Raw genomic sequence first — 16780 nt, 5'->3', positions numbered from 1 at the left:
TACTTAAACAAAATAAGCGTCTCACAGCACTTACTTTAGAATAAGTAAACTTAGGTATGCACTCAGGTTCGGTGTCGAGACGTTAAAGAGTCTTAACTAATCGATTTAAGTATTTAACCATTCTAGCGGGCTAAATAAAGCGCTCACTGTATTAGTAGTTTTTGATGTAGAGCAAGAAAAAATAGCTAAGCCTTTATTGTGTGTTTGATTGTAGCAATGTCTATCTCGACAATTGCTCCACGCTTTTGGATCACTTGGGCGGCCAGTAAATTACCCGCTTGTGCACATTGTTTTATAGGTTGCTCTGTTAACCACTGGGCTAAAAAGCCGGCGTTAAATGAGTCACCTGCGGCGGTAGTGTCGATCACTTTTTCTACAGCGACAGTATTAAACAGCTCGACTGAAATTGAATTATCAAGGTGTTTTTTACTGTATTGGCAGCCATCTGCGCCGAGTTTTACAACGACCTCGTGAGCGCCTTGTTGGTGCAAACGCTCGGTACATTGCGCAACATTACTATCTCCCCATAATTGTGCTTCATCGTCAAAGGTCACTAATGCTAAATCGGCTAGTGCGTATGCTTTATTATTGGCAAGGTGGCAGTGCATTTTGCTTGACCATAATGCAGGGCGATAGTTGCTATCATAAATAATTTTTATCCCTTGCTGTTTTAGTAACGCTAAATGGCTGAGTAAAGTATGGCAATCTTGCTCTGCTAAAATTGCCAGCGAGATCCCCGATAAATAAATAGCATCAACTTCGGCAAGGCTGGTTAGTACTTTTTTAAAATCAGTATGTTGCAATAAATATTTAGCGGCTGAGTCGCTACGCCAATACTGAAAAGTACGCTCCCCTGACACATCGTTTTGAATCATATACAAACCCGGTTGTTTGTTATGACTGAGCAGCACATTGTCAGTATTAAGATGGTGAGCTTGCCATTTTTCAATCAGTGCACGACTTAGTGGATCAGTGCCCATGGCACTGACGTAATTGACGTTTACTTCATTGCCTGCGAGTTTTTTTAAGTAAATGGCGGTATTCATGCTGTCGCCGCCATAATTTTGTTGCATAGCAGTAAATGGTTGGCCGCTAAGCTCAACCATACATTCGCCAATAATTGCGATGGACTTAGGTGTCATTTATAACGTCACTCCTTTTTTCCAAATAGCGACTTCACGAATGTCGTTTATTTCATTGCAAGTTGGTTGGCCGTTTACGATGTTGACTAGCAGTTCAACAAACTCCCCGTGGACTTGCTCCATTGAGACATCGTTAATTAAAACGCCAGCGTCAAAATCTATCCAGCGTTTTTTCTTATTGGCAAGTTCTGAATTAGTAGCAATTTTTAACGTTGGCACAAATCCACCATAAGGCGTACCGCGGCCAGTGGTAAATAACACCATATGACAACCTGCAGCACCAAGTGCGCTGGTGGCAATAGGGTCGTTACCTGGTGCATCTAATAGATTTAATCCAGGTATTTGCAGGCGTTCACCATAGTGTAAAACCGCTTGTACTTTACTGGTGCCGGCTTTTTGCGTACACCCTAATGATTTATCTTCTAAGGTAGTGATCCCGCCTTTTTTATTACCTGGCGACGGATTTTCATAAATAGGTTGATTATGAGCTTTGTAATAACCTTTAAAGTTATTAACCATGTTAACGAGCTTGTTAAAGGTTTCCTCGTCTTTACAGCGCGACATTAATAAAGTTTCAGCGCCAAACATTTCAGGTACTTCGGTTAATACCGTTGTGCCACCTTGAGCAATTAAATAATCTGAAAAATAACCCAGCATCGGATTCGCCGTGATACCAGACAAACCATCGCTGCCACCACATTCAAGGCCAAACTTTACTTCAGATAAAGTACCCGGTTGACGTTTATCTTGTTTTACTTGGGCATAAATTTGTTCAAGTAGCGCAACGCCTTCTTCAATTTCGTCATCCGCTTGTTGGGTGATCAAAAACTTAATTCGGCCTTCATCGTAATCCCCTAAGCCATCACGAAATGCCGGTAATTGATTATTTTCACAGCCTAAGCCAACGACTAAAGCGCCACCAGCATTTGGATGCAGTGCCATGTTTTGTAGCAGTATCCGTGTTGTGTCTAAATCATCGCCCAGCTGAGAGCAGCCAAACTGGTGAGGAAACGCATAAATGCCATCAATTTCTAATTGTGGATGACGCAGTTTAAACTCTTTGATCATTTGGTTGATCATGCCATTAACACAGCCTACCGTAGGGATCAGCCAGATTTCATTACGAATGCCAATTTCACCGTTTTGTCTACGATAAATATTTACTTCAGGCGAAGGGGTCGCTTCACTTTGCTCAATAAACTCAGGAATATACTGATAATCCAGTTCATCATTGAGGGTGGTTTTAACGCAATGGGTATGCACCCAACCGCCTTTTTGAATATTCTCTAGGGCAAAGCCAATGGGGGCACCGTATTTAATAACATTCTCTTGTTTATTAATATCACGCAGCGCCACTTTATGGCCTTTATCAATGTTCTCATTGACTAAGATCTCTTCGCCATCAACGGGCAATATTTCACCAGCGGTGATATTACGCATTGCAATGGCAACATCATCAGTTGGGTGTAGTTTAATTAATGGTTTCATATTATTGGCCTAACTGGTTAGTAAGCGTAGTAGCTACACCTTCAGTGAGCATATTACGTAGGTGAGCTGTAACGGTGGCAGTTAATTCAGGAAGTTCATTTAAATCACTTTCCCAATGCCATTGTGCCCCTAGTACTTGTTCAACAAGCGTGTTTAAGGATAGGGTGTTGTTATCAAAGTCATGCCACAGGGTATTAAATAGTTCTAGCCATTGTGGTGCATCGCTCAATTCAATTTGCTGCTCATTACGTAGGCCTTTATACATCAAAATTTGCCCTGCAATAGCCAATGCCATCATATTCGGTACGGCGTTATTTGTTTTCACATAGGTGTGCAACTGCGGCAAAATACGGGTCTTAAATTTAGTCATACTGTTGAGTGAAATAGCCAGTAATAAATGGCAAATATACGGATTTCTAAAGCGGTTCAGTACATCATTGGCAAAGCGCTTTAATTCATCTTCAGGTAAATCAAGAGTGGGAATAATTTCAGCAAAGATTAATTGTGTTAGGTATTTTTCAAACAAAGGATCGGCCAGCGCATCGCCCACAGAATCAATGTTCGCCATGTAAGCTAGTGGCACTAAAGCCGTATGAGCACCATTTAAAATACCGACTTTTTGTTGTTTGTAAGGTGAAATATCATCAACAATTTTTATATTTAGGTCGCTGTTTTGTAAGCATAGTAATTCTGCTAGATGCTGCGGTCCTTGAATAACAAACAAGTGAAAGTACTCAGCGGTTACCATAAAGTTATCTAAATAACCTAACGATTCTTGTAGTTGTTGATGCTCATCACGGGGGAAGCCTGTAACAATACGGTCAACTAAGCTTGAGCAAAAGTGGTTAGCTTCATTCAACCAGGTTGAAAACGCCTCAGGTAATTGCCAAAGTTGGCAGTATTGAAATACTATTTCTTTGAGTTTTTCGCCGTTGTAGTCAATTAACTCACAAGGGATGATCACCATGCCGCTGTCAGCTGAGCCATTAAAGTGATTAAAGCGATGGAACAGCCACTGCGTTAATTTAGCTGGGAATGCTTTAGCGGGTGCGTTATCGAGTTTATCAGTATCAATATATTCAATACCAGCTTCAGTGGTATTTGAAAAAATAATTTTCAGATCCGGATTCTCAGCTAATGCCATATAACGCGGAAAATCTTTATAGACAGGAATTTCTTCATTGATTGAACTAATAATACGGTGATCGGCAACTGTTTCACCTTGCTCGTTTAAGCCACGAATAATAGTGGTATACAAACCGTCTTGAACATTAAGTAAAGGAATTGCGTCATAATCAATAGGGCGGATCACCGCAACGCCGGCGTTTAGATCACTCGTTTCGTTGAGTTTATCAATTTGCCAATCGATAAAGGCACGCAAGAAATTCCCCTCACCGTATTGCATTATTTTTGTTGGGTATTTGTTTTTATTAAAGTTTTTTCTATTCAGTGCTTGCATAATATGAACCTATAAACGTTATATGGGCTGATTGATTTTTACATCTTAGCCACATTTGCCACCGGTGGCAAATAATATTTGACAAACTGCCACCGGTAGCGAAGAATGGGTGTTAACAAGTTTAGTTAATTCAATTTACATTGAGTTAGTAATTACGTAATAAATACTTTATACAGGAATTTTAAATGACAGCCACCTTGTTTGATCTAACTTCAAAAACAGCACTCGTCACCGGTGCAAGCCGCGGACTGGGTCAACAAATTGCACTGGGTTTAGCAGCTGCTGGTGCAAAGGTTATTTGCAGTAGTAGTAAAGAGCATGGCTGCCAAGCAACGTGTAAGATGATCAAAGACCGTAGCGGTGTAGCTTTTGATTATGCTGCTGATTTAAGTAATGCAGACTCAGTTAACGCATTAGCAAACAAAGCGTTAACTGAACATGGCGGGATTGATATTTTGGTCAATGTTGGCGGCACTATATTTCGCAGCCCTGCGGTGGATTACCCGTATGAGCAATGGCAGAATGTTATGAAAGTAAACCTTGATGCCAGTTTTTTATTGGCCCAAGCGGTTGCGCCAAACATGATCAAACAAGGGTTTGGCAAAATAATTAATATTGCCTCAATGCTGTCATACAGCGGCGGTATGACAGTCCCAGCATATACCGCGAGCAAACATGCGGTAGCGGGTCTTACCAAAGCGCTGGCAAACGAATGGGCGCAACACAATATTCAGGTTAATGCTATTGCGCCAGGTTATTTTAGAACCGATAACACCCAAGCATTACAAGATGATGCCGCCCGTAATAGTGAAATTGAAAAGCGTATCCCTGCGGGGCGTTGGGGTGAAGCAGAAGACTTAATTGGTTCAGCCATATTTTTATCATCAACAGCCAGTGACTATGTCAATGGCCATATTCTTGCGGTTGATGGTGGCTGGTTAGCACGATAATTTTTAATTTTAGGTAGCATGTTATGAGCACACAAATAGAGTCACGTTATGCCGTTGGTCCAAATGAAGTTAAAGGCTATGACACCCAACAGTTAAGAGATGAGTTTTTGGTCGACAAACTCATGCAAGAGAACACCATTTATTGGTTATACACTCACTACGAGCGTTTTATGGTGGGCAGTGCGGTGCCAACCAGCGCACCGCTTAGGTTAGAAACGGTAGACAACTTAAAAGCAGCAAACTTTTTAACGGGTAGAGAGCTTGGTGTGATCAATGTTGGCGGCAGCGGCACGGTGACTGCTGATGGAGAAGATTTTCAGCTTGGCTATAAAGATGCCTTGTATTTAGGTAAAGATACCAATGAGGTGCTGTTTACTAGTCATGACAGTGGCAATCCGGCAAAATTTTATCTTAATTCTGCACCAGCTCACCACAAATATCCAAATAAGTTAGTGACACGTAATGATGCCAATGTATTGCATTTAGGTGCGCTTGAAACCTCCAATGAGCGCGATATTAATCAGATGCTGATCAATACCGTAGTACAAACATGCCAACTACAAATGGGGCTAACGGAATTAAAACCAGGCAGCGTCTGGAATACCATGCCAGCTCATCAGCATGATCGTCGCAACGAAGTGTATTTTTATTTTGAAGTGCCAGAGCAGCAAGCGGTGTGTCACTTTATGGGCGAGCCGACTGAAACTCGCCATATTTGGGTACATAACGAGCAAGCAGTGGTATCGCCACCATGGTCAATTCACTCAGGTGCTGGCACACAAAACTACAGTTTTATTTGGGGCATGGCTGGTGAAAACCTCGATTATGATGATATGGATAAATATCAACCAAGCGAGCTGAGATAATCAGCTCTTTAATGATCATATAGCGATAAGAAGAAATAATAATGAATAGAAATCTTCTCATAAAGATAATGCTAGTTTTGTCGTTATTTTTGCTAACTAGTTGCACTGATGACAAAAAAACAGTGCGATTAACTTTGGCACATACATTAGACACGCGCCATGTGGTGCATCAAGCAATGGAATATATGGCTGAACGTTTGGCATTTTATTCAAATGGCACAATGGAAATTGTTATCTATCCAGGTGGTCAGTTGGGGTCTGAACGTGAACTCATTGAACTATTGCAAATAGGTAGCTTATCAATCACTAAAGTATCGGCAAGCCCGCTGGAAGGCTTTGTACCTGAGATGAAAGTGTTTGGCATTCCGTATTTGTTTCGCGATAGTGAACATTTTTGGCGTGTACTTAAAAGTGACTTAGGCACCGAGCTACTTAATAAAGTAAGCACTGCAAGGCTTAAAGGTTTGGGATATTACGATGCAGGCAGCCGCAGCTTTTACACCACTAATGGCGCGATTAATACCCCAGATGATTTAATAGGTAAAAAAATTCGCGTGTTAAATAGCCCTACAGCAGTTGCAACAGTGCAAGCTTTAGGCGGCGCAGCAGCACCGATTGCATGGGGCGAATTATATGCCGCACTGCAACAAGGTGTAGTTGATGGCGCAGAGAATAATCCGCCAAGTTATTACTTATCTCGTCATTACGAAATCGCTAAATATTATTCGCTGGACGAACACACCTTTGTTCCAGATGTAATTTTAGCAAGCTTAGATGTTTGGAACTCACTTAACAACGAACAACAACAGTGGTTAACCCAAGCGATGGCCGACTCTGTTGAGTACCAACGTTCACTGTGGCAAAACGCATCTGATGAGGCGCTTAAAGCAGTTATCGCAGAAGGCGTACAAGTGACTTACCCAGACAAACAAGCGTTTCAAGATAAAGTGGCTGATTTTCATGCTTCGTTCGCTAATACAGCGGTTGCAGATCACATTAAAAAAATAAAAAGCATGTAGGAGCACACAATGCGACATCTAAACACACACTTAAATCGCATCATAGAGCGATTACTTATTTTGGCCATGATAGCGATAGTAACCGTTGTTTGTTGGCAAGTTTTTTCACGGTTTATTTTACGTGCACCGAGCTCATACACCGAAGAGTTAGCGCGTTTTATACTGATTTGGATTGGGGTATTGGGCGCATCTTACGCGTATCGCACTAAAGCACATTTAGGACTTGATCTGTTTTATCAAAAAATGATCCCGTCACTTAGGTATAAGTGTTCATTTTTAATCGAAATCTGCGTGCTGATCACAGCATTAAGTATTTTAGTTTATGGTGGCAGCCAATTGATGATGTTGAGCTTTGAATTAAAGCAAACCTCAGCGGCGCTTGAGATCAACATGGGTTATGTGTATGTCGTTTTACCGCTAAGCGGGGTGTTGATTGTGATTAATTGCATTGAAAACCTGATCAATTATGCACAGCAAACATTCACGGAGGAAGCGTAATGGACTTAACAGCCATCGTTTTAATTATTTGCTTTTTTGCTTTATTGTTTATTAATGTACCTATTTCTTTGTGTATTGCGCTATCAACATTAGCAGCGCTATTAATGCACATTGATTTTACGCCTGCCACCACGACCATAGCCCAGCAAATGGCCGGTGGCATTGATAGTTTCGCATTATTGGCAATCCCATTTTTTATCTTGTCTGGATTGATAATGGGTCAAGGCGGCATTGCTAAACGGCTGATTGAATGTGCTATGGCGATGATAGGCTTTTTACCCGGCGGCTTGGCACTAGTAAATGTAATGTCGTGCATGTTATTTGGTGCAATATCAGGATCTGCCGTTGCAGCCACATCGGCGATTGGTAGTTTTATGGTGCCAGAAATGAAAAAACATGGTTACAGTGCCAGTTTTGCTGCGGCGGTTACCGCAAGTGCAGCCACTACGGGCATGTTAATACCACCGAGTAATATTTTAATTATCTATGCCATCGCCAGTGGTGGGGTGTCGATTGCGGCATTATTTATTGCCGGCTACTTACCGGGAATTTTAGTGGGGCTGGCGTTGATGATTGTTTGCGCTATTTACTCTATTCGCAACAATTACCCTGTAACAGCAAGACTGCCATTTAACATTGTGATGAAAAAAATACTCGCAGCTTTGCCAAGCTTATTGCTTATTTTTATTGTTATTGGCGGCATTATTGGCGGTGTATTTACCGCAACTGAAGCAGGCGCTATTGCCGTTATTTATGCTTTAGTACTGTCGGTATTTATCTACAAAGAAATCAATATAGCTGAAATGCCCGCTATATTACTAAAAGCTTGTGAAACAACGGCTATTGTAATGCTGATCATTGCCGCGTCATCGGGCATGTCGTGGTTATTGTCATACACACATATTCCACAGCTGGTCAGTGAGTTCTTTTTAACACTCAGTGATAATCCGATTTTAATCTTGTTGTTGATCAATCTGATTTTAATTTTGGTTGGCGCGTTTATTGATATGACACCTGCGGTATTGATTTTTACACCGATCTTTTTACCGGTAGCTGAGCAATTTGGTATGTCGCCGATTCAATTTGGTATTATGATTGTATTAAACTTATCAATTGGCTTGGTGTCTCCGCCAGTTGGGAGTGTGCTGTTTGTCAGTTGTGCGGTGGCGAAAACATCGTTACATAAAATAATTAAGCCAATGATGCCGCTGTATGCTGTGATGTTTTTAGTCTTGATGTTGGTCACATATGTACCGGCAATCAGTGAAACGTTACCGCGTTTATTTGGTTTAATCGAGTAACTAACCTGAACTTAGGATAATTTATTTGTCAGCGTTTAGGTTAACTTAATCAAACAAATCTGTGATGGAGCTCTACAGCTCCATTTTTCTTTTAAATCAAAGTAGTCAATGTATAACAAGAGCTGACTAACTACTTCTATGGATCTACGGTTAGTGTTAAACTTTGCAATCATCCTAAATAGGAACTTTTATGTCAGTAACGATTAATGATGTAGCTAAGCTGTGCGGTGTTTCAAAGCGCACAGTTTCACGTGTGATCAACCGTTCTCCCGCTGTGGGTGAAGCGACGCGGGAGCGAGTGCTTAAAATTATCAGCGAAGTTGGTTTTTCTCCTGACAAACAAGCACGGGGGCTGGCATCAAGTCGTTCTTACTTATTAGGTTTAATTTATGATAACCCCGATGCATTGTATATTGATCAGGTGCAACGAGGTGCATTAAGCGTCTGCTCTGAACTTGGCTATGAATTGGTTGTTCATCCTAGTTACTCTAAAAGTGCTGAATTTATTGACGATTGCCTGTCATTTATCTCTCGCTCTAAACTTGATGGCGTGATTATTTTACCGCCAGTATCTGAAAACAAAGAGTTAGCTGCAGCAATTCGTGAAGCAGGTTGTCCTTATGTGCGCTTAGCATCGGTAGATTTAGATGATGCTGATAACATTGTGGTCTCAGACGAACGCGCAGCAATGAAAGAAATGGCCAGCTACTTGGTTGAACTTGGCCATAAGGACATTGGTTTTATTTCTGGACCGCAGGTTTATCGTTCTTCAATTGAACGCTTAGCCGGCTTTTTAGCTGAACTGCAACAATGTAATGTGCAACTGCCTGGAAATCGTATTATTGAAGGCAAAAATAGTTACGAAAGTGGTATTGAATGCGCTATGACGTTGTTAAGCACTGAACCAAGACCAACGGCCATTGTTGCTAACAACGACGAAATGGCGGCGGGGGTATTACGGGTTGCCAGTAATTTAAATATCAAAGTACCAGAACAGCTATCAGTAGCAGGTTTTGATGATAATATTTTGGCTTCACGGATCATTCCATCGCTAACGACTATTCGAAGACCTGTACAAAACATGGCATGTTTAGCGGTACAAAAACTCATCAATAAAAGCCAATCGACACAAAGTGAAAAAATTAAATTAGATGACGTAGTCACTCCTTACTTAGTGAAGCGTGAATCTACCAACAGATGCGCTAAATAGTACCGATTAACCCCCCTCATAATATTTTTGTTACAGGCATTCAAAGCGCCTTACTGACAGTAGGGCGCTTACTTCTATCCGTAATCCAATAATACTTTTTTGATTTAATTCATGAGTTAATTAAATCTGAGGAGCACCTTTGATAAAATAGCATGAAATATCGGTGTTAAACGAAACGGCCGATATGCTGCCTAAAGGATAAAATGCATAGCGCCCGTTTTTAATATCTGGAACATTTTGAGCGCTGTAAGCCCCGGCTGATGTCAATCGTATTAAGTTACTGACCATTTATAGCGACAGATAAATACAGTGATAACAAGTCAGAAATTTTGATAGGGTGTTCTTGGCAATTGCTCCTGCATTGCTCTACCTCCTGCATCTATGCAGTCGTACTTGAAAAATTACTAACTCAATTTAATAACGTTAACTTCATGCCCTCGCTCTTTAACCGCAGCGCCTGTTAATCTCTTTGTGAATTATTAACTTGAAGATTTTGTTGCGCAAAGAGAAAGGAATGATATGGATAAAAAAATACCCTTGCTGTGCGGGGCAAGGGTATTGGTAACTATCAAATTGTGTGAAAGCAGCGCTTGGCTGCTCTCATTACAACTATTGGATGGTTATTTCATCCAATGTGATAGTTGCTTCACTTTCCGTTCTGAGAGTGATGAATGAGGTAGCTGTGGCTACCAATCCATCGACGGTGTACGTTTGACCTGGGACTAAGTCTTGAAGCTGTACTGAGTAGAACTTCGATGAACCACCGTGGATTGAATTAGCGCTACCAGAGGTGTTGTTATCTACATATATTTGGAAGCTTTTTGCGGTATTGCCTGCTACAGCCGCGACTTGAAAGCTCACTTGATAACTGTTACTTAAATCAAGTAACCCCGTGGTGCTTGCATCTGCTGAAGTTGTACTAACCGCAGGGGTAGTATTCGCTATACTAATGCGTGCCCCTGTCATAGTTAATTGGCCTGCTGATACATCAATAGCGCCCGTTACACGATGGAACAGCGGCGTACCAGATCCAGCTAAGCCCGATAAGTCGCGGTAACTATTACTAAAAAACTCGTCCGTATTCGCTGCAGCAAAATTTTCAGTAAAGGGTAACCCAAGCGGCTCTTGCACAGGTGGCTCACTTGGCGCTGCAATGTCAGGGATGTCTAAATCGCTTTGATCCGTTTTACCAATACCGGCATGGGCAATAACATGCGCTTTAACATCCATTACTGGTGTTAACTTATACTCATAAGGTGCTTGGTATGAGCTGGTGGGTGTCATACCAGTAGCAGTAACCTCTGCAGCCACATCGCCGTCAGCCACATCACCCCAAGTAACACCTTCACCTAGGTAGTTACCCGAGGTATTCCAATAACCAATTACTTTTGAGTAAAAAGAGACCACAGGATTTTTAGTATGCTCAAAGTAGTTATTCTCAATATGTAGCTCTGCGCCCATTCGTGAGTTAATCGCGCTAGAGGTGATATTGTTATAATAGTTGTTGAAGAGATGACCTTGACCAAATCTAAACAACGGAACACGCGATATGATGTTTTCAAAGCGGTTATGGTGAAAGGTAATATGACGATTCTTGTTGCTGCTCGAGTCATCATCACTGTGACCATGGAGTGACGTTTTCCAGCTATCGTGAATATAGTTATATGAAATGGTAATGTTTTCAGCACCCGATTTAGAATCGATTAAACCATCATAATAATCTTGATCAACATTTAACGATGAATATAGTTCGTTATGATCAATCCAGATATTCGCGGTAGGTTTATTTTCATCACCTTCAATCGAAATACCATCTTTACCGCCGGTAAGTACTTCATGGATTTTTAAGTTTTGGATAATGATGTTATTAGCACGACGAATAGCAATGCCGATACCACTTAGCTCACCACGATCTGCCACACCAATGATTGAGATATTATCCATATCTTTAATTTCGATAGAAGAATTATCGCCGCCACTGTTTGCATCAGTAATGACACCATCGACATAAATAGTCACTGGAACACCTGATGATTTTGCTTGTGCTAAAGCCGATTTAAGCGCTGTGCCATTATCAACGGTTACTACTGTTCCACCTTCGCCACCGGTTAGGTTAAAATTATAACCAGCAAAACCCAGACTATTATTCACCGGTGTTATTGCAATTGGCTCATCTGGCAAGATTGGGATAGCTAGTGGTTCAGGTGTCCAACCTTGGCCATCATTAAAGCTTGCAAAAATAGCGTTACGCTCAAGTAAGTTAACTACGTCGCTGTCTTGCATAATGTAACCGCCAACACGGGCACTTAAATCAAGGGAATTACCTGCTAAATCCATGCTGCCATACTCGCGCCAGCCACTGGTAGCCGTTGCAATTTCTGGATTTGGTGCAGGTTGACTGTTAACTCCTTGCACAGCCCAACCTGAGGTTGCAATGTGAGTATCAAATTTATTATTGATAAGAGTAACATTATCAAAATATGTGTCACTGCCACCACTGCGTGCAATATAGGTTGAATTATCTAACACATCATTGCCAATTGGTCCTGGGCCATGAGTAAAGCGGTTATTTAAGAAGATAAAGCCAGGATCTGTTTGCACAGGTACGCGGGCTTGTAACACATAACCACCTGATGAGTCTTTAGTTGGATCACCATCTTTGGAGTCACCAATGGTGCGAATTTCACTGTCTTCAAATAATGCAGTGACCGGGTAGCCCCAAATAAAGTCAACATTACCTGCAACTAAGCTATTGTAAAACCATGTGTAACCTTTAAGTAATAGGGTATCTTGTTCGCTAATAAAGCTGGCATTATTAGCCACTAAACGACCATTACTATTAAAGTAAATAGTTTCAGCTTGGTTTGAATCAACATTGTTACGCAAGTGGGTGTTTTTCAATGTTAGGTTGTTGATCACTAACATATCCGCACCTTCAACTAAGAATACACCACGACCGCCGCCCGGTGTGCCAGAACCTATAGGCGCACTGCCACCTGAGCCACCATTGAGTGTTTCGTAGTTTTCGTACTGAATAATGGTATTGTCTTGGCTTTGCCCTTGTATTGTTACGTTATTTTTATTACGTAAGAACAGCAGTTCGTTGTAGATCCCATCTTTGACTGAAATGATAGTTTGCTCATCTTTAGCAAGGCTTGCCATTGCAAAGTTAAGTGCACCTTGCACGGTTCTAAAGTCAGCTACACCGTCATCATCAACCAGTAGTTGGTTGCTTGCCGGCGTTGTCACTTTAGTGGTGAACGTCCATTGGCTATTATCACCGAGGCCAATAAAATCAGCACCGTTTAGTTGTGCGCCTAGTACCACGTCATCACCAATGACAACACGATAAGTATGGCCATATTCAAGCACATTATTATGCGGTTTAATGGTTAAGGTATTGCCTTCAATCGTGAGCGGGTAGTAGTACACAGAGCGCAATCTATCTTGGCCTGTGTAACCAATCACATCGACATTTTTACCAACTTTGAGGGTATCAACAAGGGTGTTGTCGTTTTGTTTATAAATACGTATTTCACCTAAACTACCAAACGTAGGGGCGTTATCAAAAGTAATCGATAACTGGGTATCAACAAATTGGCTATCGCTAGCAATCGCTGGCATCACTTTATCTGTTAAATCACCATAGTCAGCGGTTGGCATAACAAAGCCTTCTGCAACAGAGACTTTAATAGTACGCGTAATACTTGGGTCTGAATCTGATACAAATGTGACCGTTGCATCGCCTGCAGCAATCGGTGTAAGGGTGATCGCATTTCCATCGATTGCAACGCTCACCACTGCTTCATTGCTTGAAGTGACCGTGTAGGTGTCGGCTGTGATACCGTCGTTTTTAATCGCTGTAACGTTGATCAACAATGGATCCATACTGGTACTTGTGTCCCAATTAGGCTCTTTGTAATCAAGGGTTAACTGAATTGGCTTGATGCTAGGGTCGCCCACTTTTACATCATCAATTTCAAACGAACGATTATTCGTAAACACACCAATTAAGCCACGCGCTGTATAGCTGGTATCAGTCGCAGAGCCCATTTTCTCACCATCTAAGTATACGGTAAGTTGATCATCAATCATCTCAAAGCGAGTGGTGTACCAAACGCCATCTTCTGTAGCGCCTTTTTCACCGAGTAAGATTGGTGATTTTGTTTGCACTGGACGCGAAATTGATCCTTCGCTACTAACGGCAACTTCCACTTGCGTACTGCTTGATGAGTTTTGCACATTTAAGCCACCGGCGTACCAATTACCGGCATTTAAATAGCGTGCCATCAGAAAGATCTGCTTATTGGCCGTTGTAGAGTTCTGACGTGGGCGAATTTTCGCTTCAACAAAGTAGTTACCTGTCGCAGGTACGTTTGCCATAGCTTCTTCAGTGGCTAAAATTAGCTCGCCACCAGCACCGCCTGCGGTGTATCGCATCATGTTATTACCCATAATGTCGAGTACATCAAACTCACCCATTGGGGCTTCTGTGTTATCTGGCTTGGCTAAAATTTGCCAATTATTTAAATCACCATTGGCAAAGTCATCACAAAAATACAGTTCAGGTGCATCCGTGCAGCTAAATACAGATGGATCTTTAACATACTCAACTCTGAGGTTATTGATAACCACAGTGCCGCCTGTTTCGGTACGTAACTGTAAAAATGAATTTTTAGTCGCAAGCTTTCCGGGTACTGTTAAAGTTTGACCAGGGGTAAGCGAGTTGATCAATTCATTATAAAAACGTGAGTCATTACCATGGATTGATTTAGAACTGCTTGATGAGTTGTTATCCACATAAATTTGGAATTTATTATCACCTTCAGGGTCACTTACACTGACAATATCCATCACCACTTGATAAGGACGAGACAAATCCAGTGCTCCACTGGTGGTGGTATCCGTTGCTGCTGTTTCAATACCTGGTGTGGTGTTACCTAATGTGAAACGTCCTCCATTGAGTTCTAATCCAGTATCAATCACAGTGACTGAGCCGCCTGTTTTGCTAAACATGGGGATTTCATCGCCGTTAGCATCAATAACTTTTTGATGATCAACAGAGAAAATATCCGCAGTAAGTGCGGTAAAGTCAGTGATAATTGGTAATTCTATTGTTGGGATCTCACCTTGAACAGGTGGTTCAACAGGTGGTTCAACAGGTGGCTCAACTGGCGGTTCAACATCTGGCACATCTGTAGCAACTGTTTCAATGGTTAAGTTATCAATGACAATCATTGCCGCTGAATCAGTGCGTATTTGGAAATATGAATTTTTAATCTCAGGATTTAAAATACCACGGGCATCGATATTAGTTAGATCTGGGCCGGTATTTACATCTTCACCTGGAATGTACGTATAAGAGAACTTTTTACCTGCAGGGGTGTTGGTTTCGTTTATATCTTTACCATAAAACTTTGAAGCACCACCATGCACTGAATTACTTTGACTGGCAGTATTATTATCAACATACAGCGATAATCCACCGGCACTATTATGAGAAATAACATCAAAGCTAATGGTAAACCCTTCGCTTAAATTATAAATCCCCACACCTGAGCTATCAGTCGCTGTTGATTCTTTGCCGGGCAGAGTATTACCGATTGTAATACGGTCGCCTTCTAGAATTAGGTGGCCTGCTACATCGTCAATTTTTGCACTACCGCCACTTTTAAAATATAACGGGCCGCTGCCTTGCTCATCCGATAAGCTTTTATAGCTCGATGAGAAAAATGTTTCAGTGTCAGTATCAAACTCTTCAATTAAGGCTAAACCAGCTTGCTGTGCTAAATCATTGAGTTTAACTAACTCTTCTTGAGCTTGTTGTTCGGAGAACACTAAAATATTGTTTTTAGCATCATCATTACTATCACAAGTAAGCACCAGTGTTGCCAGTGCGCTTGCATCGCTGGTGGCACAAACACTGTAGGTGTTATTAACCGTATTATGCGAACGAGAGATTATATACTCAGTGGTAGCAGACTCGCCCTCAACTGAGGTCAGTGCAAGTACACGGTTACCGAATAAAAACGAATAATTGCCTGTTACTGTTTTGTTACCATCCACTACTTGGCTGAATGTTCCACTAAGGTTTGCTTCATCAACGGGCGTGAATATCAACTGTGCAATACTTGCCTCACTGCCTTGTACTAACGGGTTATACAATGTTCCGCTAAAATCGGCAGTATTAAATGCTAAAGGTTGTGTGCTGTTGTATTGCTTAAAAATAAAATCAACAAAGTGCACAATGGCCTGATCAGTAGGCACTAACGCTGTGTTAGCCGAGCCTGCATCAGCGAGCCATGCATTTACGTTCGCCTCAAACTCGTCGCTACTAAAATAATCAGTAACTGTTTGTCCTTCACTAAGCGTCATCTGCGCTGCCTGCGCAGCTTGCGCGCTAATGGTGATCCCATTACTTGGATCGCCATCAACATCGAGTGACTGCAATAAACGTAAGCTATTTATAACAGCGGGGTGAAACACGGTATCTGTTGAAAATAAAGCAAGTGGGGTAAGCACATTTGCTGCGGCAACCGTGGGGAAGGTAAGCTCACCAATGGAAAACACGACGGCTTCCCCCCTAAAGTAATCAAACTGTCCTTCAGCTGTGGTTACGCCATTAGTAACCGATGGGCTATTATAAGTTAAACCAGCAACAGGGCTGTCAACAAACACCCCTTGGATAGCGGGTAACGGGGCTTCTTTTATATTAATAGAACTTTCTTCACCGCAGCCTGCTAAAATCGCGGTGATCAGCAAACATGATGGTATTTTTATTGTATTATTCATGCATCCCTCCAAGGATGAAAGCGTGTCTTCTACGCGTTAATTGTGTGTGAAATTA

At 41.6% G+C, this 16780-nt stretch carries 10 protein-coding genes; 6 read left to right on the top strand and 4 right to left on the bottom strand.

Features of this window, described 5'->3' with window-relative positions:
• Window positions 1-185: 185 nt before the first annotated feature.
• The 3 genes from H5163_RS11605 to H5163_RS11595 are packed head-to-tail and all read right to left on the bottom strand — an operon-like array spanning window position 186 to window position 4089.
• The gene (locus tag H5163_RS11605) at window positions 186-1142 is read right to left on the bottom strand and encodes a sugar kinase (protein WP_182735180.1); all 957 of its coding nucleotides are present in this window, start codon (window positions 1140-1142) and stop codon (window positions 186-188) included.
• Complete coding sequence (locus H5163_RS11600; protein WP_145239125.1) at window positions 1143-2630, bottom strand: UxaA family hydrolase; 1488 nt, start codon at window positions 2628-2630, stop codon at window positions 1143-1145.
• A 1-nt stretch (window position 2631) separates the two neighbouring features.
• A complete protein-coding gene (locus H5163_RS11595) occupies window positions 2632-4089 on the bottom strand; it encodes a tagaturonate reductase (protein WP_182735179.1) in 1458 nt (485 codons plus the stop codon).
• 185 nt (window positions 4090-4274) lie between these two features.
• Here H5163_RS11595 and H5163_RS11590 point away from each other — a divergent pair, with 185 nt between their 5' ends.
• The 6 genes from H5163_RS11590 to H5163_RS11565 all read left to right on the top strand — a co-directional run bounded on the left by H5163_RS11590 (window position 4275) and on the right by H5163_RS11565 (window position 9933).
• Window positions 4275-5039: an SDR family oxidoreductase gene (locus H5163_RS11590; RefSeq protein ID WP_182735178.1), complete on the top strand. Its 765-nt coding sequence runs from the start codon at window positions 4275-4277 to the stop codon at window positions 5037-5039.
• Between the two features lie 23 nt (window positions 5040-5062).
• Window positions 5063-5905, top strand: a complete 843-nt coding sequence (gene kduI / locus H5163_RS11585) for a 5-dehydro-4-deoxy-D-glucuronate isomerase (RefSeq protein ID WP_145239116.1) — start codon at window positions 5063-5065, stop codon at window positions 5903-5905.
• A 41-nt stretch (window positions 5906-5946) separates the two neighbouring features.
• Window positions 5947-6924 carry a TRAP transporter substrate-binding protein gene (locus H5163_RS11580; RefSeq protein WP_259399807.1) on the top strand — a complete coding sequence of 326 codons (978 nt, stop codon included), beginning with the start codon at window positions 5947-5949 and terminating at the stop codon, window positions 6922-6924.
• A 9-nt stretch (window positions 6925-6933) separates the two neighbouring features.
• Complete coding sequence (locus H5163_RS11575) at window positions 6934-7422, top strand: TRAP transporter small permease (RefSeq protein WP_182735177.1); 489 nt, start codon at window positions 6934-6936, stop codon at window positions 7420-7422.
• A complete protein-coding gene (locus H5163_RS11570) occupies window positions 7422-8723 on the top strand; it encodes a TRAP transporter large permease (RefSeq protein ID WP_165742666.1) in 1302 nt (433 codons plus the stop codon). Before H5163_RS11575 ends, H5163_RS11570 begins: the two co-directional genes overlap by 1 nt.
• Window positions 8724-8913: 190 nt before the next feature.
• Window positions 8914-9933, top strand: coding sequence for a LacI family DNA-binding transcriptional regulator (locus H5163_RS11565; protein ID WP_145239108.1), 1020 nt, complete (start codon window positions 8914-8916; stop codon window positions 9931-9933).
• 609 nt (window positions 9934-10542) lie between these two features.
• Here the strand turns inward: H5163_RS11565 and H5163_RS11560 are convergent.
• Window positions 10543-16725: a pectinesterase family protein gene (locus tag H5163_RS11560; RefSeq protein WP_182735176.1), complete on the bottom strand. Its 6183-nt coding sequence runs from the start codon at window positions 16723-16725 to the stop codon at window positions 10543-10545.
• Window positions 16726-16780: the final 55 nt, after the last annotated feature.

Source organism: Pseudoalteromonas sp. SG44-8 (assembly GCF_014164125.1).
Classification (GTDB): domain Bacteria; phylum Pseudomonadota; class Gammaproteobacteria; order Enterobacterales; family Alteromonadaceae; genus Pseudoalteromonas; species Pseudoalteromonas rhizosphaerae.
Note: the sequence above shows the minus strand (reverse complement) of the source record. Positions and strands in the feature narration are given on the sequence as shown.